Source organism: Pseudomonas argentinensis, from assembly GCF_001839655.2.
Classification (GTDB): domain Bacteria; phylum Pseudomonadota; class Gammaproteobacteria; order Pseudomonadales; family Pseudomonadaceae; genus Aquipseudomonas; species Aquipseudomonas argentinensis_B.
Genome location: NZ_CP056087.1, coordinates 3636593 through 3659359, shown reverse-complemented (window position 1 = coordinate 3659359; position 22767 = coordinate 3636593). Strand labels below are relative to the sequence as shown.

Annotated in this window: 15 protein-coding genes; 4 read left to right on the top strand and 11 right to left on the bottom strand. The window is 65.9% G+C overall.

Annotated elements, in window-relative coordinates:
- The 7 genes from SA190iCDA_RS16380 to SA190iCDA_RS16350 all read right to left on the bottom strand — a co-directional run bounded on the left by SA190iCDA_RS16380 (position 1) and on the right by SA190iCDA_RS16350 (position 8841).
- The gene (locus tag SA190iCDA_RS16380) at positions 1–1641 is read right to left on the bottom strand and encodes a BatD family protein (RefSeq protein WP_070886433.1); all 1641 of its coding nucleotides are present in this window, start codon (positions 1639–1641) and stop codon (positions 1–3) included.
- On the bottom strand, positions 1638–3383 hold the full coding sequence (locus tag SA190iCDA_RS16375) for a VWA domain-containing protein (RefSeq protein ID WP_070886432.1): 1746 nt from the start codon (positions 3381–3383) through the stop codon (positions 1638–1640). The genes SA190iCDA_RS16380 and SA190iCDA_RS16375 overlap by 4 nt, the downstream gene beginning before the upstream one ends.
- The gene (locus SA190iCDA_RS16370) at positions 3380–4411 is read right to left on the bottom strand and encodes a vWA domain-containing protein (protein WP_070886431.1); all 1032 of its coding nucleotides are present in this window, start codon (positions 4409–4411) and stop codon (positions 3380–3382) included. The genes SA190iCDA_RS16375 and SA190iCDA_RS16370 overlap by 4 nt, the downstream gene beginning before the upstream one ends.
- A complete protein-coding gene (locus SA190iCDA_RS16365) occupies positions 4404–4898 on the bottom strand; it encodes a DUF4381 domain-containing protein (RefSeq protein WP_070886430.1) in 495 nt (164 codons plus the stop codon). The genes SA190iCDA_RS16370 and SA190iCDA_RS16365 overlap by 8 nt, the downstream gene beginning before the upstream one ends.
- Positions 4895–5848, bottom strand: coding sequence for a DUF58 domain-containing protein (locus SA190iCDA_RS16360; RefSeq protein WP_070886429.1), 954 nt, complete (start codon positions 5846–5848; stop codon positions 4895–4897). The genes SA190iCDA_RS16365 and SA190iCDA_RS16360 overlap by 4 nt, the downstream gene beginning before the upstream one ends.
- On the bottom strand, positions 5848–6807 hold the full coding sequence (locus SA190iCDA_RS16355; RefSeq protein WP_013790950.1) for an AAA family ATPase: 960 nt from the start codon (positions 6805–6807) through the stop codon (positions 5848–5850). Before SA190iCDA_RS16355 ends, SA190iCDA_RS16360 begins: the two co-directional genes overlap by 1 nt.
- Before the next feature lie 150 nt (positions 6808–6957).
- The gene (locus SA190iCDA_RS16350; RefSeq protein ID WP_070886428.1) at positions 6958–8841 is read right to left on the bottom strand and encodes a methyl-accepting chemotaxis protein; all 1884 of its coding nucleotides are present in this window, start codon (positions 8839–8841) and stop codon (positions 6958–6960) included.
- A gap of 280 nt (positions 8842–9121) precedes the next feature.
- Between SA190iCDA_RS16350 and SA190iCDA_RS16345 the strand changes: the two genes are divergently transcribed.
- Complete coding sequence (locus tag SA190iCDA_RS16345; protein ID WP_070886427.1) at positions 9122–13990, top strand: NAD-glutamate dehydrogenase; 4869 nt, start codon at positions 9122–9124, stop codon at positions 13988–13990.
- 253 nt (positions 13991–14243) lie between these two features.
- Here the strand turns inward: SA190iCDA_RS16345 and SA190iCDA_RS16340 are convergent, their stop codons facing one another.
- Positions 14244–15251, bottom strand: a complete 1008-nt coding sequence (locus SA190iCDA_RS16340) for an alpha/beta fold hydrolase (RefSeq protein ID WP_419203820.1) — start codon at positions 15249–15251, stop codon at positions 14244–14246.
- 85 nt (positions 15252–15336) lie between these two features.
- On the bottom strand, positions 15337–16200 hold the full coding sequence (locus SA190iCDA_RS16335) for a DUF6685 family protein (RefSeq protein WP_070886425.1): 864 nt from the start codon (positions 16198–16200) through the stop codon (positions 15337–15339).
- A gap of 166 nt (positions 16201–16366) precedes the next feature.
- Here SA190iCDA_RS16335 and SA190iCDA_RS16330 point away from each other — a divergent pair, with 166 nt between their 5' ends.
- Both SA190iCDA_RS16330 and SA190iCDA_RS16325 read left to right on the top strand, forming a co-directional pair.
- Entirely contained in the window at positions 16367–16588 is a 222-nt protein-coding gene (locus tag SA190iCDA_RS16330) for a DUF2835 domain-containing protein (RefSeq protein WP_070886424.1), read from the top strand.
- Positions 16589–17137: 549 nt separating this feature from the next.
- On the top strand, positions 17138–18160 hold the full coding sequence (locus tag SA190iCDA_RS16325; protein WP_070886423.1) for a quinone-dependent dihydroorotate dehydrogenase: 1023 nt from the start codon (positions 17138–17140) through the stop codon (positions 18158–18160).
- 96 nt (positions 18161–18256) lie between these two features.
- Here the strand turns inward: SA190iCDA_RS16325 and rmf are convergent, their stop codons facing one another.
- Positions 18257–18472, bottom strand: a complete 216-nt coding sequence (gene rmf, locus SA190iCDA_RS16320) for a ribosome modulation factor (RefSeq protein WP_073268316.1) — start codon at positions 18470–18472, stop codon at positions 18257–18259.
- 424 nt (positions 18473–18896) lie between these two features.
- On the opposite strand from rmf, the gene rlmKL reads away from it, so the two are divergent.
- Positions 18897–21143 (top strand): bifunctional 23S rRNA (guanine(2069)-N(7))-methyltransferase RlmK/23S rRNA (guanine(2445)-N(2))-methyltransferase RlmL, encoded by a 2247-nt coding sequence (gene rlmKL, locus SA190iCDA_RS16315; RefSeq protein WP_070886422.1) that lies wholly within the window; start codon positions 18897–18899, stop codon positions 21141–21143.
- An 89-nt stretch (positions 21144–21232) separates the two neighbouring features.
- Here the strand turns inward: rlmKL and dacB are convergent, their stop codons facing one another.
- On the bottom strand, positions 21233–22711 hold the full coding sequence (gene dacB, locus SA190iCDA_RS16310) for a D-alanyl-D-alanine carboxypeptidase/D-alanyl-D-alanine-endopeptidase (RefSeq protein ID WP_070886421.1): 1479 nt from the start codon (positions 22709–22711) through the stop codon (positions 21233–21235).
- Between the last annotated feature and the right edge of the window lie 56 nt (positions 22712–22767).

The window sequence follows — 22767 nt, the reverse complement described above, 5'->3', positions numbered from 1 at the left end:
TCAGCGCGGGTAGAGCGGTGGCAACTGGCCGCTGTCTTGGCCGCTGTCCTGGGTTTTTTCCGCCGCCGGCAGTTCGCCGATGGCCTGCCACAGCTGCTTGCCTTGCCAATGCTGACCGGCTTCGCTGTACAGCGCGCCATTGAGGCCGTCCAGGGCGTCGGACAGCGGCGCGAAGCGGGCGGCCATGTCGGCCAGGGTTTCCGGTTGCTGGCGCGCCCAGGCGTCGAGGGCCTGGCGGGTTGCCTGGCTGTCGTTGGCCAGGCAGGCGCGCTTGAGGTCGTCGAGCAGGGTGCGCGGGCTGGGCCCGACCTGGGCGCTGCGCTGCACCGCCGGCTGGCTGCGCGCATGCCACCACAGACCGAAGCCGAGCAGGGTGGTCAGGGCGAGCAGCACGCTGCTCAGCTGCCAAGGCCATAGCAGCACGTCTACGGCGCTGCTTTCGCGTGGGCGGGTTTCCACCGGCTGGTCGACGCTCAGCGCAGGGTCAGCGGCCACATTCAGCGTGCGCGCCGGCAGGCTGGTGTGCTCCAGGCGATCCTCATGGGTGTTCCACCACACCACATCCACGGCGGGCAACTCCAGGGTGCCGGCCTTGTTGGCGACCAGCGCCTCGCGCTCTTCGCGGCTGCCGATCACTCCACGCTCGCTGGCCTCGTTGTTCAGCTGCGGCTGATCGGGGTAACGGCGCAGGCCTTCCACCTGGGTCGCCGGCAGCGGCGGCAGCTGGGCGCTGGACAGGCCATCGGCCTTGAGCATCAGGCTGCGGGTCAGCGAGTCGCCGACCTTTACCTGGCCCGGCTCCGGGCTCCAGGCCTCGGCCAGGCTCAGGGCGCGTGCCGGCAGCCAGGGCGCGTCGGCCGGGTAGTCCGCCGGCTTGGCCTTGACCGTCAGGGGAATCTCCGGCGAACGCACGCGGGTGACCTTGCCCGGGCGCGGCCCGAATGGCGCGTAACCGTTGCGGCTGCTGCGGTCGGCCAGGGTGGCGCTGAACACCTGACCGGGGATGGTCAACTGGCCGCTCTTCTGCGGGAAGATGGCATAGCGCAGCTCGATCACACCGTGACGCACGCCGCCTATGTCCTGCTCGTAGGTGCGCGGTTCGCCCAGGGATTCGACCCGCGCGTCAGCGATCTCCAGCGGTGTCAGACTGCTGTCGTCGTACAGCGATACCGAGTGGTAGATGCGCAGGGTCAGCACGCTCTGCGCCTGCACGTAAACGCTTTCATGATCCAGGCTGGCGTCGATGAATACCGGCGCCATCTGCTCGTCGGCATTCTGGCTGCTGGCCTCGACCACGTGCAGGCTGATGGGCTGGGTCTGCGCGTCACCCAGGCGCAGTGGCGGCACCACGACATAACCACTGTGTCGCGGGCGGAGGGTGACGATCCAGCGGGTGCTGGCGCGCGCCTTGCCATCGAGGGTGGTCAGGCGGTTGACCTGGCGCGTGCCGAGTACGTCGAACAGTTCGTCGAGGGGGGTCAGGTCGGGCTTGCCGAACTCGGTGGCATCCGCCGATTCGAGGGTCAGGTCCAGGCTTTCGCCCAGGTTCAGCCGGCTGCGGTCGACGCTGGCGGTAAACTCCTGCGCGCTGGCCTGCCATGCCAGCAAACAGAAAAGCAGGGTGCAGAGCAGGCGGGTCATCGGGCTTGTTCCTGACGCTGTTGCTGTTCATACCAGAATTTGCGGCGCAGCAATTCGCCCGGGTCATCGGGAATCTGCCGCAACCATTGTTCCAGAGCCTGGCGCCGCTCGCCATCGAGTGGCGTGTCGGCTTCTTGTGCTTCGCTGCCCGGTGGGGTGGCCTGCGCCGGCTCGGCCTGGTCATCGGCTTCGCCAGCTTGACCCGGTTGGGGCTGTTCATCCGCTGGCGGTGACTGCTCCTGGGGTGGCGATGGCTGGCCCTGGCCGCTCTGCTGCTGGTCTTCGCTGGCGGCCGAGGATTGGCCGGGTGGCTGCTGCCCATCAGGCTTGTCTTCGGGCTGCTGATCTTCGTCGCCATCCGGCTGTTCGGCCCGCTGTCGGCGCTGGCGCAGCAGTTCCTCGACCAGCGCCTTGTTCTTGGCCGCCTGGTGCAGCTGCGGGTCGATTTCCAGGGCCCGTTCGTAGGCGTCGATGGCCGCTTCCAGCTCGTTGCTGCGGGCCAGGGCGTTGCCGCGGTTGTACAGCGAAGGCGCGCTGTCGTCCTTGGCGAACTGTTCGGCGGCCGCCGCATAGTCGCCCGCCTCATAGAGCGCAGTGCCGCGCCAGTGCGGGTCCTCGAAGCGCTCGGCGGCCTCCTTGGGGCGACCCGCGTCGAGCAGGCGCTGGCCCTGCTGGTCGGCACGCCACCAGAGGTCGTCGAAGCTCATGGCCATGCCGGTTTGCGGGGTGCCGAGCAGCACCAGCGGCAGGCACAGCAGCCAGCCGCGGCGCCCGGCGCAGGCGGCCAGCAGCAACAGCGGCAGCAGCAGCCAGTAGCCCTGGTCGGCCCAACTGCGCAGTTGCGTCTTGTGGCCGTTGTCACGCAGCTGCGAGGGGCCGTCGAGCAGGCCGAGGCTGCGCAGGTCACGCTCGTCGAGGCTGATGCTGCGGTACTGGCCGCGAACGCTCGCCGCGAACTGCCGCAAGCCGCTGACATCCAGACGCGGCATGAGGATGGCGCCTTGCTCGTCCTTCATGAAGGTACCGTCTTCCTGCACGATCGGCGCACCTTCGCTGCTGCCCACGCCGAGGATGCGCAGGCGCTCGCCGCGGCTGCCGAGCAGCCTGGCGATGGCGCTGCGTTCGTCGTCGTCCAGGCTGCTGGTGATCAGCAGCAGGCGGCCCTGGCCCTGGGCGCCGCCCTTGAGCAGTTCCAGGGCCCTGGCCACCGCCAGGTCGGCGCGCTTGCCGGGCTCCGGCATGATCGACGGCTTGAGCGCTTCGAGCAGGTTGCGGCTGGTGCCCAGGTCATCGGACAGCGGCACCAGGGTGTGGGCGCTGCCGGCGTACACCACGATGGCGGTCTGCGCATCGCCACGGGCCTGCAGCAGGTCGAGCAGCTTGCGACGGGCCTGTGCCAGGCGGTTGGGCGAGGCGTCGCTGGCCAGCATCTGCGGCGTCAGTTCGAGCATCACCACCAGCGGGTCTGCGGGTTTGACGTCGTTCTGCTCGATGCGCTGCCAGCTGGGCCCGACCAGTGCCAGGGTGGTCAACAGCCAGGCCAGCGCCAGGATGACCAGCGGCAGACGGCTGCGGCGGCCGCGCCCACCACGCAACAGCACGGCGTGAAAGGCGGATGGCAGCAAGGTCTGCCAGCGGCCGCTGCGGGTTTCGCGGTGCGCCAGCAACCACAGCAGCCAGGCCAGCACCGGCAACGCCAGCAGCCACCAGGGGCGCAGCAGGTGGGGCAACAAATCGCTCATGGCCTCTTGCCCCCCAGGCGCTGGCCGATGTTCACCAACTGCTGGCGCAGCTGAGGCCACAGGCTGCGGATCACCAGCGCCAGGCTCAGCAGCAGGGCGGCGGCCAGCGGCCAGGCATACAGCGCCTGGGCCGGGCGTGCCAGGGTCGGCTGCTGGGCGACTGGTTCGAGGCGGTCGAGGGTCGCTTCGATGCTCTGCAACTCGTGCTGATCGCGGGCGCGGAAGTATTCGCCGCCGGTGAGGTCGGCGATGGCGCGCAGGCTCGGCTCATCCAGGTCCAGGCTCGGGTTGAGGCCGAAGGCGGCGAAGTTGCCGGCCTGCTGCGGGTCCGCACCGATGCCGATGGGGTAGATGGTCACGCCTTCTTCGGCGGCCAGGCGAGCGGCGGTCATCGGTTCGATCTGCCCGCCATTGTTGGCTCCGTCGGTGATCAGCACCAGCACCCGGCTGTCGGCCGGGCGCTGGCGCAGGCGCTTGACCGCCAGGCCGATGGCGTCGCCGATCGCGGTGTTCTGCCCGGCGATGCCGATCACCGCTTCGTCGAGCCAGGTACGCACCGTCTGCCGGTCGAAGGTTAGCGGCGCCTGCAGGTAGGCCTGGCTGCCGAACAGGATCAGCCCGACGCGGTCGCCGGTGCGGCCATCGATGAAGTCGCCGATCAGCTGCTTGACCAGGGTCAGACGGCTGACCTCCTCGTCCTCCAGGCGCATGTCGGCGTAATCCATGGAGCCGGACACGTCGACGGCGATCAGCAGGTCGCGCCCGCTGGCTGGCAGCGGCAAGGGCTCGCCGACCCATTCGGGGCGCGCGGCGGCGATCAGCAGCAGCAACCAGAGCAGGGCGAAGTGCACCTGTTTCTTCCAGGGCGGCAGCTGCAGGCGGGCGCGGCGCCCGGAGAGGGTTTCCAGTTCGCCGAGAAAACTCACCTGCAGCGCCGCCTCGCCGCTGTCGGCCGCCGGCAACCACAGGCGCAGCAGCCAGGGCAGGGGGGCGAGCAGGAAGAGCCATGGCCAGGCGAACTCAAACATGCTTGCGAATCCAGGTGGCGACGGCCTGGTACAGGCCTTCGATGGCCTTGTCGTCGAGCGTGCACTGCGGCTTGTAGGCGCCCTCGACGAGGATCATCCAGCGCGTCAGCCCGGCGGCCGGGCAGCGGTTGTCGAGAAACGCCAGCCAGGCGCGGCTGCTCAGGGTATGGCTGTGGCTGTCCGGGTAGCGCTCGCGGCACAGGCGCTTGAGCAGGCCGTTGAGCTGCTGCAGCCAGGGGCCGGCGGCGGCGCCGTCGTAGGGTTTGCTCAGGCGCTGCAGTTCCTGCAGGGCCGCTTCGCGCAACGGGTCGAGGGGCTGCTCGACCGCCTGCCTGCGGCGCGGCCGGGGCAGCCGCGGCAGCAGGCGCCAGGCAAGCCAGCCCATGACCGGGATCAGCACGGCGAGCAGCCACCAGCCGGGCGCCGGCGGCCACCAGCCGATGGCGGTGGGTGCGATCAGCGGCTCGAGCTGATCCAGCGGGTTCATGCCGATTTACCCGGGCGCAGGTTGTCGAGGTGCTCGTGCAGCTGCTCGACCAGCTCCTGCCCGGTGGACAGCGACAGCAGCGGCACGCCGAGCTTGTGCGCCAGGCGCTGCCAGCGGGCGCGGCGTGCCTGGGCCAGGTCGCGGTAGCGGTGCTGCAGGGCGGCGTCGTCGGTGTCCACGTCCAGCTGGGCATCGCCTGCGCCGAAGCGCAGCAGCCCGGAAGCGGGCAGGGCATGGTCGAAGGGATCGGAGACCGGCAGCAGCAGCAGGTCGGTGTGCCGGGCCAGCAGCATCAGTTGCTGCTCGCTGCTGTCGCCCAGGGTGCGTTCGTCGCAGAGGATCACCACCAGGCTGCCAGGGCGCAGCACTTCCCGGGCGCGGCGCAGGGCCTGGCCGAAGCTGTCGCGCAGCAGTGGTGTATCGGTGGACAACGCCTGGTTGGCGCGGGCCAGGCGGCTGAGCAATTGCAAGAGGCTCTGCTTGCTGCGCCGCGGCTTGATCTCGTGGAGGTCCTGGCCGCCGAAAACCAGCCCGCCGATGCGGTCGTTGTGGCCCAGGGCGGCCCAGCCAATCAACCCGGCGGCGCGGGCGGCGAGCACTGACTTGAACATCAGGCCGGAGCCGAAGAACAGCTGGCGGCTCTGCTCGACGAGCAGGTAGATGGGCCGCTCGCGCTCCTCATGGAACAGCTTGGTGTGCGGCTCCTGGGTGCGTGCGGTGACGCGCCAGTCGATGGTGCGCACGTCGTCGCCGGGCTGGTAGACCCGCACCTGGTCGAAGTCCACACCGCGCCCGCGCAGTTTCGAGTGGTGCAGGCCGATCAATGGGCTGCGCCGGCCGGGCGTGGAAAACAGCTGCACCTCGCGCACCCGGTGGCGCATGTCGATCAGTTGCTTGAGATCGGTACGGATGCCCGCCTGCAGCTCAGGGTTATCCGCGGGCGAGAGCATCAAGCCACCGCGACCACGTCGAGGATGCGCTGGACCACACGGTCCTGGTCGATGCCCGACGCCTCGGCCTCGAACGACAGGATGATGCGGTGGCGCAGCACGTCGAACAGCACCGCCTGGATGTCTTCGGGGCTGACGAAATCGCGCCCGGCCAGCCAGGCATGGGCTCGTGCGCAGCGGTCCAGGGCGATGGAGCCACGCGGGCTGGAGCCGTGGGCGATCCACTCGGCCAGCTCGGCGTCGAATTTGCCGGGCGTGCGCGAAGCCATCACCAGCTGCACCAGGTATTCCTCCACCGCATCGGCCATATAGAGGCCGAGGATTTCCTTGCGGGCGGAGAAGATCGCCTGCTGGCTGAGGCGGTGATCCGGCTTGGTTTCGCCGTGCAGCGCTTCGCCGCGGGCCTGGGCGAGAATCTTGCGTTCCACGCTGGCGTCGGGGAAGCCGATCTTCACGTGCATCAGGAAACGGTCGAGCTGTGCTTCGGGCAGCGGGTAGGTGCCTTCCTGCTCGATGGGGTTCTGGGTGGCCATGACCAGGAACAGCGGCGACAGGTCGTAGGTGCTGCGGCCCACCGACACCTGGCGCTCGGCCATGGCTTCGAGCAGCGCCGACTGCACCTTGGCCGGGGCGCGGTTGATCTCGTCGGCGAGCACCAGGTTATGGAAGATCGGCCCCTGCTGGAACACGAAACTGCCGGTTTCCGGGCGATAGATCTCGGTACCGGTGATGTCGGCGGGCAGTAGGTCGGGGGTGAACTGGATGCGGTGGAACTCGGCCTCGATGCCTTCGGCCAGCTCCTTGATCGCCTTGGTCTTGGCCAGGCCGGGGGCACCTTCGACCAGCATATGACCGTCGGCAAGCAGGGCGATCAGCAAACGATCGATGAGCTTTTCCTGACCGAGAATCTGGCTGGCGAGAAAGTGGCGAAGAGCGAGCAGCGCGTCTCTGTGTTCCATGGGGCTGTCCAGATACGAATCGCGAGCGACGAACCCCGCTCGTCAGGGCCGCCCATGATAATCGAAGGCAGGGGCGTTAAGCCATGCGAGCCGGATGCGGTCTGTGACCCGGTCGCCAGCCGCATACCGGAGTACGCGGCCGGCACCGGCTCAGGCGATACGGAACTGGCCGGCGCTGTGGTTGAGCGCCTCGACCTGGCGCGACAGGCCCCGGGTGTGTTCGTCCAGGCTCAGGCGCAGGGTCTTGGTCTTGCCGGTGTGCAGGTTGATGTCCTCGACCTTGGCGGCGATCTCCTCGGTGGTGCAGGAAATCTGCTCGATGGCCACTACCACCTGATTCATCTCCGCACTCAGGTGTTCCATGGAGCCGGTGATGCCGTCGATGGCCTGGGCCACTTCAGCGGAACTGCGCTCGCCCTGCATCGCCAGGTCGAGACCGCTGTTCATCAACTGGTCGATCTGCTGGGTCTGCTGGCGCAGTTCGTTGACGATCACTGCGATATCGGTGGTCGCCGCCACGGTCTTCTGGGCCAGGGAGCGCACTTCATCGGCGACCACCGAGAAGCCGCGGCCGGCCTCGCCAGCCCGGGCCGCCTCGATGGCGGCATTGAGGGCCAGCAGGTTGGTCTGGTCGGCCAGGCCGTTGATCACGTCGATGATGCTGGTGACTCGGGTGCTCGACTGGCTGAGGGCGCTGACCTGGGCGTGGCTGTCCTGGATCAGCCGCGAGAGGCAGCGCATGTTGTCGGCGCTGGCATTGATCACCGAGGCGCCGTTGCGCGCCGACTGGTAGGCCGCCTGGGTGGCGTTGCCGACGTCGGTGGTGCGCTGGGCCATCTCGTGGACGGTGGCGGAAATCTGCTGGGAAGCCGAGGCGGCCTGCTCGGTCTGCATCTCCACCTGGGTGCTGTTCTCCTCGAGGCGGCGCATGGCGTCATTGAGGTAGCTGTGCAGCTGGTTGAGCTGCTGGTTGCCGTCGAGCACCTGGCGAATCACCCCGGCGATGCCCTGGGTCATCTGGTTCGAGGCGCTGCCCAGTTGATTGAATTCGTCACGGTGGTTGTGGCCGACGTCGATCCGCACGGTGAGATTGCCCGCCGCGACCTGGGCGAGCAGGCGGTTGACCCGCTCCAACTGCGACATCAGGAGGCGCGACGCACGGCCCAGGGTGAGCAGCATGAACAGCGACACCAGTACGAAGGTCAGGCCCATGGCCCAGTTGGCGGTGCTGCGCGCCTGTTCGGCCTGGCGAGTGGCGTTGGCCAGCAGGTTCTGTTGCAGATGAACGCCTTGGGCTTCGATGCTGTTCTCGATCTGCCGGCCTTGGTCGAACAGGTGCTTTTCGGTGGTGGCGATGTGCTGGATCATAGCATCCGCGGCGGCGAAATCCGCGGTATAGGCGGCCACCGCCTTGCCGACCTGACTGTCCTGCCATTCCAGTTCGACGATGCGCGTCTGCAGATCGGCCAGCGCCGTGCGTACACGCTCGGCATAGGTCTCGTCGAAGGTGGCCAGGTAGTCACGCTGGTTGCTCAAGGCTTCGGCGATCGATGCCTGGATCAGGCTGATGCTCACCCGCTCAAGGCCCTTGCCGCTCTCGGCAAGCCTGGCGCGCTGTCCGTCGAATGGCGTCAGGCCCAGCTCGTGGGACTGTTCCAGCCAGCTGTGCTGCAGGCGGATATCTTCCTTCAGCAGCTCGTCGATCTGCCGGGAGCTGCCGATGACGGCATCATCACCCAGGCCCGCGGCGCGCTCGGCGTATTGTCGGGAACGCGCGGCCAGCGCGGTCAGGCTGTCCTGAAAGCGCGTTTCGTCATCGGGCGTGAGGCGTCGCCGTTCGGCGCCCAGCTTGAGCCATTGGTTCATCAGCGCGGCCGAGGCGCCGGCATAGGCCGTGGCGTTTTCCCTGGCCTGCAGGGCGTTGCCGAGGGTCTGGCTGGCCCAGAAGGAGGCGGCCGTCATCAGCGCCAGGCTGGAGAGGGTTATCAAGATCAGCAGGCGAAACTTCTGCTTCCAGGAGAGGAATAGTGGCATGGGCGGTGTCCGATTGGCTTTATTTTTATTGACGCCAAACTCTAGGCGCTGTGCCACTACAGCGCAAGCAGTTGTACGATGTCTGCCGTGGTGCAGGCGGCGTGAACGAAAATGTCGCTGCACCGCAAGCGTGCACTGCCCCTGCCTCGTTAAGCTCGTCGGGCGCCTGTGACCGGCGCGTCATTGCGTATCTGGTAGCGTTTGCAGGTAGCCGGTCTAAGGTTGAACTACGTACGGAAACAACAATCGCACTTACCAAGCCTACAGACGGAGTACAAGCATGGCGTTCTTCACCGCGGCCAGCAAAGCCGACTTCCAGCATCAACTGCAAGCGGCCCTGGCGCAGCACGTCAGCGAGCAGGACCAGCCACAAGTGGCCCTGTTCGCCGAACAGTTCTTTGGCATCATCGCCCTCGAAGAGCTGACTCAGCGGCGACTTTCCGACCTCGTTGGCTGCACCCTTTCTGCCTGGCGCCTGCTGGCCCAGTTCGACCCCGCCCAGCCCCAGGTTCGCATCTTCAACCCCGATTATGAAAAGCACGGCTGGCAGAGCACCCATACCGGCATCGAAGTGCTGCACCCGGACATCCCGTTCCTGGTCGACTCCGTGCGTATCGAACTCAAGCGTCGTGGCTACAGTATCCATACCCTGCAGAACAGCGTGCTCAGCGTGCGCCGCGATGCCCAGGGCGCGTTGCTCGAACTGCTGCCCAAGGGCAGCACGGGCGAGGGCGTCAGCCGCGAGTCGCTGATGTTCCTGGAGATCAACCGCTGCGCCAGCAACGTCGAGATCAAGTCGTTGCAGAAGACCCTGCTCGAAGTGCTCGAGGAAGTACGCCTGAGCGTGGCCGACTTCCAGCCCATGAAGGCCAAGGCCCAGGAACTGCTGGGCAAGCTGGGTGACGGCACCTTCGGTCATGGCAGCGCCGACCCGGCCGAGCTGGAAGAGATCAAGGTGTTTCTCGCCTGGCTGCAGGACAACCATTTCACCTTTCTCGGCTACGAGGAATTCACCGTTCACGACGCCGTCGATGGCGGCCACCTGCAGTACGACGAAAGCGCGCTGCTGGGCCTGTCCAAGCGCCTGCGCAGCGGCCTGAGCAAGGACGACCTGCATATCGAACCCTACGCGCTGGCCTACCTGCGCGAGCCCACCCTGCTGTCGTTCGCCAAGGCTGCGCAACCAAGCCGCGTGCACCGCCCGGCCTACCCGGACTTCGTCTCCATCCGTGAAATCGATGCCACCGGCAAGGTGGTCAAGGAGTGCCGCTTCCTCGGCATCTACACCTCGACCGCCTACAGCGAGAGCGTGCGTGATATTCCCTATATCCGCCGCAAGGTCGCCGAGGTCGAGAAGCGCTCCGGGTTCATTTCCCAGGGTCACCTGAGCAAGGAGCTGGTCAAGGTTCTTGAAGTGCTGCCGCGCGACGACCTGTTCCAGACGCCGGTCGACGAACTGGCCAGCACGGCGCTGTCGATCGTGCAGATCCAGGAGCGCAACAAGGTGCGCCTGTTCCTGCGCTTCGACCCCTACGGCCGCTTCGTCTACGCGCTGGCCTACGTGCCGCGGGACATCTACTCCACCGAAACCCGCCTGCGTATCCAGCAGGTGCTGGTCGACCGCCTGCAGGCCAGCGACTGCGAGTTCTGGACCTACTTCTCCGAGTCGGTGCTGGCCCGTGTGCAGTTCATCCTGCGCGTGGACCCGAAGAACAAGCTGGACATCGACCCCCAGCAACTCGAGCGCGAAGTCGTCCAGGCTTGCCGCTCGTGGACCGACGACTACGCCGCCCTGGCCGTGGAGAACTTCGGCGAAGCCAAGGGCACCCGGGTGCTCAGCGATTTCCCGAAAAGCTTCCCGGCCGGTTACCGCGAGCGCTTCGCGCCGCACTCGGCAGTGGTGGACATGCAGCACCTGCGCAGCCTCTCCGAGGAACGCCCGCTGGTGATGAGCTTCTACCAGCCATTGGTGCCGGGTGAGCGTCAGCTGCACTGCAAGCTGTACCACGCCGATACGCCGCTGGCGCTGTCCGACGTGCTGCCGGTGCTGGAGAACCTCGGCCTGCGCGTGCTGGGTGAATTCCCTTATCGCCTGCAGCACCAGAACGGTCGCGAATTCTGGATTCACGATTTCGCCTTCACCTACCCCGAAGGCATGAAGCTCGACATCCAGCAGCTCAACGACACCCTGCAGGACGCCTTCGTGCACATCGTGCGCGGCGACGCCGAGAACGACTCCTTCAACCGCCTGGTGCTGAACGCCGGCCTGGCCTGGCGTGACGTGGCGCTGCTGCGCGCCTATGCCCGCTACCTGAAGCAGATCCGTCTGGGCTTCGACCTGGGCTACATCGCCAACACGCTGCTCAACCATGCCGATATCGCCCGCGAGCTGGTGCGCCTGTTCAAGACGCGCTTCTACCTGGCGCGCAAGCTCAGTGCCGATGACCTGAACGACAAGCAGCAGAAGCTCGAGCAGGCCATTCTCGGCGCCCTGGACAACGTCGCGGTGCTCAACGAAGACCGTATCCTGCGTCGCTACCTGGACCTGATCAAGGCGACCCTGCGCACCAACTTCTACCAGCCCGACGCTCTGGGCGAGGTGAAGAACTACTTCAGCTTCAAGTTCAACCCGAGCGCGATTCCCGAACTGCCACGGCCGGTGCCGAAGTTCGAGATTTTCGTCTACTCGCCGCGGGTCGAAGGTGTGCACCTGCGCTTCGGCAACGTCGCCCGTGGTGGCCTGCGCTGGTCCGACCGCGAAGAGGACTTCCGTACCGAAGTGCTCGGCCTGGTCAAGGCCCAGCAGGTCAAGAACGCGGTGATCGTGCCGGTCGGCGCCAAGGGCGGCTTCGTACCGCGGCGCCTGCCGGTGGGCGGCGGCCGTGACGAGATCCAGGCCGAGGCCATCGCCTGCTACCGCATCTTCATCAGCGGCCTGCTGGACATCACCGATAACCTCAAGGAAGGCGAGGTGGCGCCGCCGGCCAACGTGGTGCGCCATGACGCCGATGATCCCTATCTGGTGGTCGCCGCCGACAAGGGCACCGCGACCTTCTCCGATATCGCCAACGGCATTGCCAACGAATACGGCTTCTGGCTCGGCGATGCGTTCGCCTCGGGCGGTTCGGCCGGTTACGACCACAAGGGCATGGGCATCACCGCCAAGGGCGGCTGGGTCTCGGTGCAGCGTCACTTCCGCGAGCGCGGCATCGACGTGCAGAAGGACCTGACCACCGTGATCGGCATCGGCGACATGGCCGGTGACGTGTTCGGCAACGGCCTGCTGCTCTCCGAGTCGCTGCAACTGGTGGCTGCCTTCAACCACCTGCATATCTTCATCGACCCGAACCCGGATGCCGCGCGCAGTTTCGTCGAGCGCAAGCGCCTGTTCGACCTGCCGCGTTCGAGCTGGGCCGACTACGACGCCTCGCTGATCTCCCAGGGCGGCGGCATCTTCCTGCGCAGCGCCAAGAGCATCGCCATCAGCCCGGAGATGAAGGCGCGCTTCGATATCCAGGCCGACAAGCTGGCGCCGACCGAGCTGCTCAACGCGCTGCTCAAGGCGCCCGTTGATCTGATCTGGAACGGCGGCATCGGCACCTACGTCAAGTCCAGTCGCGAGAGCCATGCCGATGTCGGCGACAAGGCCAACGACGTGCTACGCGTCGACGGCCGCGAACTGCGTGCCAAGGTGGTGGGTGAGGGCGGCAACCTGGGCATGACCCAGCTCGGCCGCGTCGAGTACGGCCTCAATGGCGGGGCCAGCAACACCGACTTCATCGACAACGCCGGTGGGGTGGACTGCTCCGACCATGAGGTGAACATCAAGATCCTGCTCAACGAGATCGTCACCGCCGGCGACATGACCGGCAAGCAGCGCAACACGCTGCTCGCCGAGATGACCGAGGACGTGGGCAATCTGGTACTGGGCAACAACTACAAGCAGACCCAGGCGCTGTCCCTGGCCGAGCGCCGTGCCCGGGAACGCCAGGGCGAGTACAAGCGCCTGATGGCGGCGCTGGAGGCCTCCGGCAAACTGGACCGTGCCCTGGAGTTCCTGCCCAGCGAGGAAGAGCTCAACGAGCGCGCCACCAAGGGCCAGGGGCTTACCCGTCCCGAGCTGTCGGTGTTGATCTCCTACAGCAAGATCGAGCTGCAGGAAGCCCTGATCAAGTCCGATATCGCCGATGACGAGTACCTGTCGCGGGAGATGGAAACCGCCTTCCCGGCGCGCCTGGCCCAGGAGTATGGCGAGGCCATGCGCCGTCACCGCCTCAAGCGCGAGATCGTCAGCACGCAGATCGCCAACGATCTGGTCAATCACATGGGCATCACCTTCGTGCAGCGTCTGAAGGAGTCCACCGGGGTGGGTTCAGCCCAGGTTGCCGCGGCTTATGTCGTGGTGCGGGATGTATTTCACCTGCCGTTCTGGTGGCGGCAGATCGAGGCCCTGGATAACCAGGTGCCGGCCGACCTGCAGCTGACCATGATGGACGAGCTGATGCGTCTGGGCCGCCGCGCCACGCGCTGGTATCTGCGCAGCCGTCGCAATGACCTGGATGCCGCCCGTGATGTCGCCCATCTCGGTCCGCGGGTCAAGGCACTGGCCATGCGCCTGGACGAGTTGCTCGAAGGCCCGGCTCGTGACGAGTGGATGGCGCGCTACCAGACCTACGTCGAAGCCGGCGTACCGGAGCTGCTGTCCCGGGTGGTCGCCGGCACTGGCCACCTGTATACGCTGCTGCCGATCATCGAGTCGGCGGACCTCACCGGTCGCGAACCGACCGAGGTGGCGGCCGCCTACTTCGCGGTGGCCGACGCGCTGGACCTGTCCTGGTATCTGCAGCAGATCAGCGGCCTGAGCGTGGAAAGCAACTGGCAGGCCCTGGCCCGCGAAGCCTTCCGCGACGACCTGGACGCGCAGCAGCGCGCCATCACCGTCTCGGTCCTGCAACTGGCCAACGGGCCGGAGTCGATCGAGGCGCGGGTGGAGATGTGGCTGGAGCAGAACCGCCGACTGGCCGACCGCTGGAAAGCCATGCTCGCCGAGCTGCGTGCCGCCACCGGCAGCGACTACGCCATGTACGCCGTGGCCAACCGCGAGCTGAGCGACCTGGCGCAAAGCCAGCTGCCGGTGCTGCCGGCCTGAGCTGAGTAGGCGCTGGAAACAGAAACGCCCCGACTGGTTCGGGGCGTTTTTTTGTGGCCTGCCGTCCCTGGCGGCCACCCTACGGGCCGTCGGCAGAGCCGACGTCAAAAATCGCTCCCGGCGTTTTTTTGCCCGGCCTGTTTCATCGGACCGGTGACGATGTTCAGGCAGGCATGGTGTATAGGCGTGGGCGGCGATGGTCGGGCTTATCGGCCCCGCTCATCGCTGCCCGCCTCGATGCCGAACCGCGGCTTCAATTGCCTGCGGGTTTCTTCTGCAGGCCGTCGAGCAGCGCTTTGTGAAAGCGCTCGGGCTCCTGGATCTGTGGCGAATGGCCCAGGTCGGGGAAGGTCACCAGGGTCGCATCGGGAATGCGCTTGGCCGTGGCCGGGCCCAGCGCCTTGTAGTTGCCCAGCTTGCTGCGCAGCGCTTCGGGCGCGGCGTCCTTGCCGACGGCGGTGTTGTCCTGCTCGCCGATCAGCAGCAGCGTGGGCATCTGCAGTTCGGAAAATTCGTAGACCACCGGCTGGGTGTAGACCATGTCGTAGGTCAGCGCCGAGTTCCAGGCGACGATTTCCTTGCCGTCACCCTTGAACATGCCTGCCTGCATGTCGACCCAGCGATCGAACTCGGGCCGCCACTGACCGGCGTAGTAGGTGTTCTTCTGGTAGTTGCGGCTGGCCTCGGCGGTGGTTTTCAGTTCGCGCTGGTACCACTGATCGACGCTCAGGTAAGGCACTCCGAGGGTTTTCCAATCCTCCAGGCCGATCGGGTTGACCATCACCAGTTGCTCGACCTGTTCGGGGTAGAGCAGGGCGTAGCGGGTGGCGAGCATGCCGCCCATGGAGTGGCCCATGACGGTCACCTTGTCGACGCCGATCTGTTCGAGCAGCGCGTGGGTGTTGCTGGCCAGTTGTTGGAAGCTGTATTGGTAGTGAGCCGGCTTGCTGGATTTGCAGAAGCCGACCTGGTCCGCTGCTACCACGCGGTACCCCGCGGCGGTCAACGCCTTGATGCTGCCCTCCCAGGTTGCCGCGCAGAAGTTCTTGCCGTGCATCAGCAGCACGGTGCGGCCGTTGGCCTTCTCGGGCTGCACGTCCATATAGGCCATCTGCAGCGAATTGCCTTGCGACTCGAAGTTGAAGCGTTTGACTTCATGGGGGTAGTCGAAACCCTGCAGCTCGGCGCCATAGCGCGGTGTTTCGGCAGCAAGGGCAGGCAGGCTGCCTGCAATCAGCAAAGAAGCGAGGGCAATGCGCACGATGGTGCTCCAGACAAAGACGGGAGCAAAGACTGACCCGTGATCGGCGCGCGCGTCTCGGCGAAGTGGTTACAAAACCTGTCGGTCAGCCCAGTTCTCGCACGTAGCGCAGCATGTCCGGTGCGCCGGCCTGGAGCAGGCCTTCACCCAGCGCGCAGGCCTGGGGCGAATGTTTGGGCAGCAACAGGAACTCCGGCGAGCCCGGCGTGCGCAGCAGGCTCAGGCGCGCATAGGGCACCTCGTGCTCCATCAGCAGCTGCATGAAAGAGGCATCGCTCCAGGCCGCGCAAGGCATCGCCAGGGCGTGGTAACGCTGTTCCAGATCGTGCAGGCCCTCGGGGCTGATGCGGTAGTAGGTGATGTGCGCCGGCAGGGTGATTTCCAGGCCGCGCAGCCGCGCGTAGGCCACTGCGCTGGCAAAGGCTTGCGGATGGCGATCGCCGGCCCAGAACAGCCGCTCGCCGCGCCACTGGGCGTGAAACAGTTCGAGGCGCTGATGGGGATAGTCCGGCAACGCCTTGCCCAGGTGCTTGAGGAAGTCGCGATAGCTGATGATGCGAATCTGCCGGCAGGCTTCGCTGGCCGCATAGTCCTCGAGGCTGCCGTAGCTGCCGTCGCAATGCACCAGGCTGTCGACCAGGCGCAGGTCGAACTGCTGCAGCTGGCGATGTTCGACCTCGATGAGCCGGGTCAGGGCGGCGTGGGCTTCGGCCTTGTCTTCCTGCACCGGGCCGGACAGGGCACTGCGCGGCAGGTCCTTGAGGCGCTGCAGGGGCGGGCCGCCAAGCCAGCAGATATTGTCGCCAAAGGTGGGAATGGCGGAGAACGGCAGCTGCAACTGGCTGGCGCGTTCGAAGATGGGCCTGCAGCCACGAGCAAGCAGGCCCACGCGCTGAGCCAGGGCGGCCAGGCGTGAGGAGAGAGGGCTGGGCTGTTCAGGCAGGCTCATGGCAGCTCGCGTACGTCGGTGTGCCAGGCGCAGTGTGGCAGAGCCGGCAATGACTTGCACGACCCCACGCACAGAATGTCCAGCCAGTGGCCGAAATAGCTGGGCGTGGCGCGTGCAGCGCCCGGGAGTGTGGCAGAATCCGTTCATTCACTTGCAAGGAGCCTCCATGGCCAGCCTGATTCTGGATATCGCATTATCCGCAGACCGCGTGCAGGCGATCTATCAGGGGCGGGCCAACCGCATTCAGGCGCTCAGTCGCGATGGACGCCGGGTCAGCATTCCGGCCCACCATTTCCGACCGTTTCTGACCCACGCCGGTATCCATGGTTCCTTCGAGCTGCAATTCAACGATGCCGGTGAGCTGCTGAGCTTGCGGCGCTTGTCCTAGGGTCTGTTGACGTTTCAGCGCAAGCCGCGTTGCTGCGAGAAGTCTCGCCAGGTTAGGCGGAGGGCGCAGGGAATGGCATTCCCTTTTCAAATCCTCCAACGACGCCTGGCGAGATTTCCCGCGCAACCCGCAGGGCCGGGCCAGTTTTTGTGCGATGCTGCGTTTCTCGGTGGCTCATTTGGCCAGCCAAACTTCGCACCTCGCGCAAAAACTGGCTCCGGCGCGGTCGTGCTGAAACGTCAACAGACCCTAACAACCTGCTGATAACCTTTTCAGCCCATGTCGTCGATTTTGGCAGCTAAGTGGCGGAAGCAGCCGCAAGCTGCAAGCTCCAAGCTACAGGTTAAAAGCAGTCCGCATTGCTCTCTCTTGTTCTTGCAGCTCGAGGCTTGCGGCTTGAAGCTCAATGTCCGCTTCTGCCTTGTAGTTGCCGCTTCTTGCGTATCTGGCTCGCGACACCGTTAACCGGCTCTAATCCTCGCTAGTCGAAGCCTCGGCCGGCTATAATTCGCGCCTTTCGATTTCGCCACTGCCGAGCTAAGCCTGCCCATGTACAACCTGGCCCGCGAGCTGCTGTTCAAACTGTCCCCGGAAACTTCCCACGAGCTGTCCATCGATCTGATCGGCGCCGCTGGCCGTCTGGGCCTGGCCGGTCGCCTGACCAAGCAGCCGAGCAGCCTGCCGGTGACGGTCATGGGGTTGCAGTTCGCCAACCCGGTGGGCCTGGCCGCGGGCCTGGACAAGAACGGCGATGCCATCGATGGTTTCGCGCAGCTGGGTTTCGGTTTCGTGGAAATCGGCACCGTCACCCCCCGGCCGCAGCCCGGCAACCCCAAGCCGCGCCTGTTCCGCCTGCCCGAGGCCGAGGCGATCATCAACCGCATGGGCTTCAACAACCATGGCGTCGACCACCTGCTGGCGCGCGTGCAGGCAGCCAAGTACCGCGGCGTGCTGGGCATCAACATCGGCAAGAACGTCGATACCCCGGTCGAGCGGGCGGTGGACGATTACCTGATCTGCCTGGACAAGGTCTACGCCCACGCCAGCTACGTCACCGTCAACGTCAGCTCGCCGAACACGCCGGGGCTGCGCAGCCTGCAGTTCGGCGATTCGCTCAAGCACCTGCTCGATGCCCTGCACAAGCGCCAGAATGAACTGGCCCTGAGCCACGGCCGGCGTGTGCCGCTGGCGATCAAGATCGCCCCGGACATGAGCGACGAGGAGACCGTGCAGGTCGCCGCGGCGCTGCTGGATAGCGGCATGGATGCGGTGATCGCCACCAACACCACATTGAGTCGCGAAGGCGTCGAGAACCTGGCGTTCGCCAACGAAGCCGGCGGGCTCTCCGGTGCCCCGGTGCGCGACAAGAGCACCCATACGGTTGGCGTGCTGGCAGGAGAACTGGGTGGGCGGTTGCCGATCATCGCGGCCGGTGGCATCACCGAGGGCCGCCATGCGGCAGAGAAGATCGCCGCAGGCGCGAGCCTGGTGCAGGTCTATTCGGGCTTCATCTACAAGGGGCCGGCGTTGATTCGCGAGGCGGTGGACGCCATCGCGGCAGCGCGTCGCTGAATCGCGGGCAATAAAAAGGGCTCCCTGAGGGAGCCCCTGGGCTCTCGCCCGCCGCTCGGATGGAGCGTGCTTGGTGGAGTCGGTAGGTCCCTGGCGTTAGCCGACAGCGCGAAGTTCGTTAAGTCGATGAATACCGGCAGTGCCGGTCAGACCGTCCCAGTTGTCACCGCGGCCTTCACGCCAGCCATTGAGCCAGGCTTGACGCACGGACGGAAGAGTGAAAGGACACAGCTCGCGGGATTTACCACTGATACCGTACTGATAGCCGCGCAAAAATGCTTTTTCTAACGGATCACGCTTAAGTCTTCTCATAGGGTGTTGCCCTCACTTGTTGACTGTTTATGTCCCGTAGACCTCCAGGAGGTCAGGCAGATGGTCTGCCGTTGGAGTCCGCTGCCGGCGTCGCGAGCCTCCATGTGCCATCGTCGTTGCAACGATGGCCTGGGTAGATTTCTATCGAATGCACGATGCGCTGTGAATGATCGATTTGTCATAAGGACGTAACGCTTTTGAGGGTGAGGCCATAAGCTCTTCAGGCAGTGGCTGCTCTGGTAGCTGAAACCCACGCTAACAGTGGCTTGGGTCGGATTTGCTGGTGTTTTGCCATCGTGAATGGCTATCGATTGCGCCTGCTATTTATTCGGACGAAGGGTCGCATTGCGACTTCTTGTCACTTATTTTTGGTTGCCCCCACCATTGGGCCAACCCATTACCGCCTTCGGGCACTGGATCTATGATGTCGGAGCAAAACGAACTCTTCCTCACCTGTCCCAAGGGGCTCGAAGGCCTGTTGCTCGAGGAAGCCAAGGCGCTCGGCCTGAACGAGGCCCGCGAGCACACCTCGGCCATTCGTGGCATCGCCAGCATGGAAACCGCCTATCGGTTGTGCCTGTGGTCACGCCTGGCCAATCGGGTGCTGCTGGTGCTGGCGCGCTTTCCGGTGCGCGATGCCGAGTCGCTCTACCAGGGCGTGCTCGACGTCGACTGGTTCGAGCACCTGGAACCCAGTGGCAGTCTGGCCGTGGAATTCAGTGGCCATGGCTCGGGCATCGACAACACTCACTTCGGCGCCCTGAAGGTCAAGGACGCCATCGTCGACAAGCTGCGTCAGGCCGACGGCACCCGCCCCTCGGTGGACAAGCTCAACCCGGACCTGCGCGTGCACCTGCGCCTGGATCGTGGTGAAGCGGTCCTGTCCCTGGACCTCTCCGGCCACAGCCTGCACCAGCGCGGCTACCGCCTGCAGCAGGGTGCGGCGCCGTTGAAGGAGAACCTGGCCGCGGCCGTACTGATTCGCGCCGGCTGGCCGCGCATTGCCGCCGAAGGTGGCGCCCTGGCCGACCCGATGTGCGGCGTGGGCACCTTTCTGGTCGAGGCGGCGATGATCGCCGCCGACATCGCGCCGAACCTGACGCGCGAGCAGTGGGGCTTCAGCAACTGGCTCGGCCATGTGCCGGCCACCTGGACTCGCCTGCGCGGCGAAGCCGAGGCGCGCGCTGCAGCCGGAATGGCCAAACCGCCATTGTGGATCCGTGGTTACGAAGCCGATCCGCGGCTGATCCAGCCGGCGCGCAATAACATCGATCGCGCCGGGCTGAGCGACTGGATCAAGGTCTACCAGGGCGAAGTGGCGACCTTCGAGCCGCGCCCGGACCAGAACCAGAAGGGCCTGGTGATCAGCAACCCGCCCTATGGCGAGCGCCTGGGCGACGAGGCCAGCCTGCTGTACCTCTACCAGAACCTCGGCGAGCGCCTGCGCCAGGCCTGCATGGGCTGGGAGGCGGCGGTATTCACCGGGGCGCCCGACCTGGGCAAGCGCATGGGCATTCGCAGCCACAAGCAGTATGCGTTCTGGAATGGCGCCTTGCCGTGCAAACTGCTGCTGATCAAGGTGCAGCCCGAGCAGTTCGTTACCGGCGAGCGGCGTACGCCGGAGCAGCGTGAGCGCGAACGGGAGCAGAACGAGCTGCAGGCCGAGGCGCCCACGCTCAATCGCAACGGCAACCCGATCAAGCCGGCCGCCGCGCCGGTCGAGCAGGCGCGCCTGAGCGAGGGCGGGCAGATGTTCGCCAACCGCCTGCAGAAGAACCTCAAGCAGCTCGGCAAATGGGCGCGCCGCGAAGGCGTCGACTGCTACCGCCTGTACGATGCCGACATGCCCGAATACGCCCTGGCCGTCGACCTGTACCACGACTGGGTGCACGTGCAGGAGTATGCCGCGCCGCGCTCGATCGACCCGGAAAAGGCCCAGGCGCGCCTGTTCGATGCCCTGGCGGCGATTCCCCAGGCCCTGGGCATCGACAAGAGCAAGGTGGTGATCAAGCGTCGCGAGCGGCAGAGCGGCACCAGGCAGTACGAGCGGCAGGCGGCCCAGGGGCAGTTCATGGAAGTGAAGGAGGGCGGCATCAAGCTGCTGGTCAACCTCACCGACTACCTGGATACCGGCCTGTTCCTCGATCACCGGCCGCTGCGCCTGCGCATTCAGAGAGAGGCGGCCGGCAAGCGTTTCCTCAACCTGTTCTGCTACACCGCCACGGCCAGTGTGCACGCGGCCAAGGGCGGCGCACGCAGCACCACCAGCGTCGATCTGTCGAAGACCTATCTGGACTGGGCGCGGCGCAACCTGTCGCTCAACGGCTTCTCGGACAAGAACCGCCTGGAGCAGGGCGACGTGATGAGCTGGCTGGCCGATGACCGCGGCGAGTACGAGCTGATCTTCATCGACCCGCCGACCTTCTCCAACTCCAAGCGCATGGAAGGCGTGTTCGACGTGCAGCGCGACCACGTGCAGTTGCTGGACATGGCCATGGCGCGCCTGGCGCCGGGCGGCGTGCTGTACTTCTCCAACAACTTCCGCAAGTTCCTGCTCGACGAGCAGTTGCCGGCACGTTATCGGGTCGAGGAGATCACTGCCGAAACCATCGATCCGGACTTTGCGCGCAATGCCAAGATCCACCGTGCCTGGAAGGTGATGGCCAAGTAAGTCTGTTACAGCCGTAGCCCGGGTTGAGCTTAGCGATACCCGGGATGGCTTCCCGGGTGTCGCTGCGCTCGACCCGGGCTGCTTCAGCGCTATCGGGCGCTGCCCTTGGGCTGCTTATAGAGGTCAAGCAGCACCTGGTCGAGAATCACCGAGGCGCCCCAGGGTTTCGGGTCGTTGAGGATGGCCACCACGGCCCAGCTGTTGCCGTTGCTGTCGCGGCTGAAGCCGGCGATGGCGCGCACGTTGTTGAGGGTGCCGGTCTTGATGTGCGCCTGGCCGGCCATCGGCGTGTTGCGCAGGCGTTTGCGCATGGTGCCGTCCAGCGCGACGATCGGCATCGAGCTGATGAACTCGGCAGCAAAGGGGCTCTTCCAGGCGGCCTCGAGGATGCGGCCCATTTCCCGGGCGCTTATGCGTTCGGCGCGGGACAGCCCGGAGCCGTTTTCCATGACCAGTTGCGGGGCGGTGATGCCCTTGCGCGCCAGCCAGGCGCGGATCACCCGTTGCGCGGCGTGGGCGTCGTCGACATCCGCCTCGTTGCGGTTCTGCGCACCGATGCTGAGGAACAGCTGGCGGGCCATGGTGTTGTTACTGTACTTGTTGATGTCGCGGATGATCTCCACCAGGTCCGGCGAGAAGGCCCGGGCCAGCAGGGTGGCGCTCTTCGGCACTTCGGCCTGGCGGTCCTGGCCCATGATGCTGCCGCCCAGTTCGCCGAAGATCGCCCGTACCGCGCCGGCGGCATAGGCCGGGTGATCGAGCAGCGACAGGTAGGTCTGGGCGCTGCAGCCGTCGGTCAGCTGGCCGGTGACTATCACCCGGGTGCCGTCGAACTCCTTGACCGGGTTGTAGCGCACGTCCGGCCAGGCCGGGCACTTGCCGGCCTTGAGCACCTTGACCTGGTTGTCCAGGGTCAAACCGGCCAGGGGCGGCTCGGCGGCGACGGTAACCTTGCCGTTCTCGGCGCGGGCGATGAAGCGCAGCGCCTTGAGGTTGACCAGCAGCGAGTCGGGGGTGACCAGATAGGGTTTGTTGGCATCGCCGCCATCGTCGTTGAAGGCGGGCAGATCCGGTTGCACGAAATGCGTGCGGTCGAGCACCAGGTCGCCGGTTACCTGACGCACCCCATTGGCCCGCAGGTCACGCAGCATCAGCCAGAGCTTTTCCATGTTCAGCTTGGGATCGCCGCCGCCCTTGAGGTACAGGTTGCCGTTGAGCACGCCGTCCTTGAGCTGGCCGTCGGTGTAGAACTCGGTCTTCCACTGGAAGGTCGGGCCGAGCAGCTCCAGGGCCGCGAAGGTGGTGATCAGTTTCATGGTCGAGGCCGGGTTCACCGACACATCGGCATTGAAAATGGTGCCATTGCCTGGGCCGTCGAGCGGCAGGGTCACCACCGACAGCGACTGTTGACCGATCTTGTTGGCCTTCAGGCTCTTGGCCACGCTTTCCGGAAGTGTGGCGCTGGTGGCTGCATGAGCAGGCAGGGTGGTGGGTAGAACGAGGCAGGCGAGGGCCAGAGGGCGGAGGATGCGCAACCTCCGCACGGCGGGTACAACGGAAAATCGCATTACGAGCTCCCACAGCGGTTTGGGACGATGCCGCGCATTATGCCCCAGGACCAAGC

Excerpts from the sequence above, each read along its gene's own strand:
- SA190iCDA_RS16380 (WP_070886433.1), bottom strand. The coding sequence starts at position 1,641 with ATGACCCGCCTGCTCTGCACCCTGCTTTTCTGTTTGCTGGCATGGCAG.
- SA190iCDA_RS16375 (WP_070886432.1), bottom strand. The coding sequence starts at position 3,383 with ATGAGCGATTTGTTGCCCCACCTGCTGCGCCCCTGGTGGCTGCTGGCG.
- SA190iCDA_RS16370 (WP_070886431.1), bottom strand. The coding sequence starts at position 4,411 with ATGTTTGAGTTCGCCTGGCCATGGCTCTTCCTGCTCGCCCCCCTGCCC.
- SA190iCDA_RS16365 (WP_070886430.1), bottom strand. The coding sequence starts at position 4,898 with ATGAACCCGCTGGATCAGCTCGAGCCGCTGATCGCACCCACCGCCATC.
- SA190iCDA_RS16360 (WP_070886429.1), bottom strand. The coding sequence starts at position 5,848 with ATGCTCTCGCCCGCGGATAACCCTGAGCTGCAGGCGGGCATCCGTACC.
- SA190iCDA_RS16355 (WP_013790950.1), bottom strand. The coding sequence starts at position 6,807 with ATGGAACACAGAGACGCGCTGCTCGCTCTTCGCCACTTTCTCGCCAGC.
- SA190iCDA_RS16350 (WP_070886428.1), bottom strand. The coding sequence starts at position 8,841 with ATGCCACTATTCCTCTCCTGGAAGCAGAAGTTTCGCCTGCTGATCTTG.
- SA190iCDA_RS16345 (WP_070886427.1), top strand. The coding sequence starts at position 9,122 with ATGGCGTTCTTCACCGCGGCCAGCAAAGCCGACTTCCAGCATCAACTG.
- SA190iCDA_RS16335 (WP_070886425.1), bottom strand. The coding sequence starts at position 16,200 with ATGAGCCTGCCTGAACAGCCCAGCCCTCTCTCCTCACGCCTGGCCGCC.
- SA190iCDA_RS16330 (WP_070886424.1), top strand. The coding sequence starts at position 16,367 with ATGGCCAGCCTGATTCTGGATATCGCATTATCCGCAGACCGCGTGCAG.
- SA190iCDA_RS16325 (WP_070886423.1), top strand. The coding sequence starts at position 17,138 with ATGTACAACCTGGCCCGCGAGCTGCTGTTCAAACTGTCCCCGGAAACT.
- rmf (WP_073268316.1), bottom strand. The coding sequence starts at position 18,472 with ATGAGAAGACTTAAGCGTGATCCGTTAGAAAAAGCATTTTTGCGCGGC.
- rlmKL (WP_070886422.1), top strand. The coding sequence starts at position 18,897 with ATGTCGGAGCAAAACGAACTCTTCCTCACCTGTCCCAAGGGGCTCGAA.
- dacB (WP_070886421.1), bottom strand. The coding sequence starts at position 22,711 with ATGCGATTTTCCGTTGTACCCGCCGTGCGGAGGTTGCGCATCCTCCGC.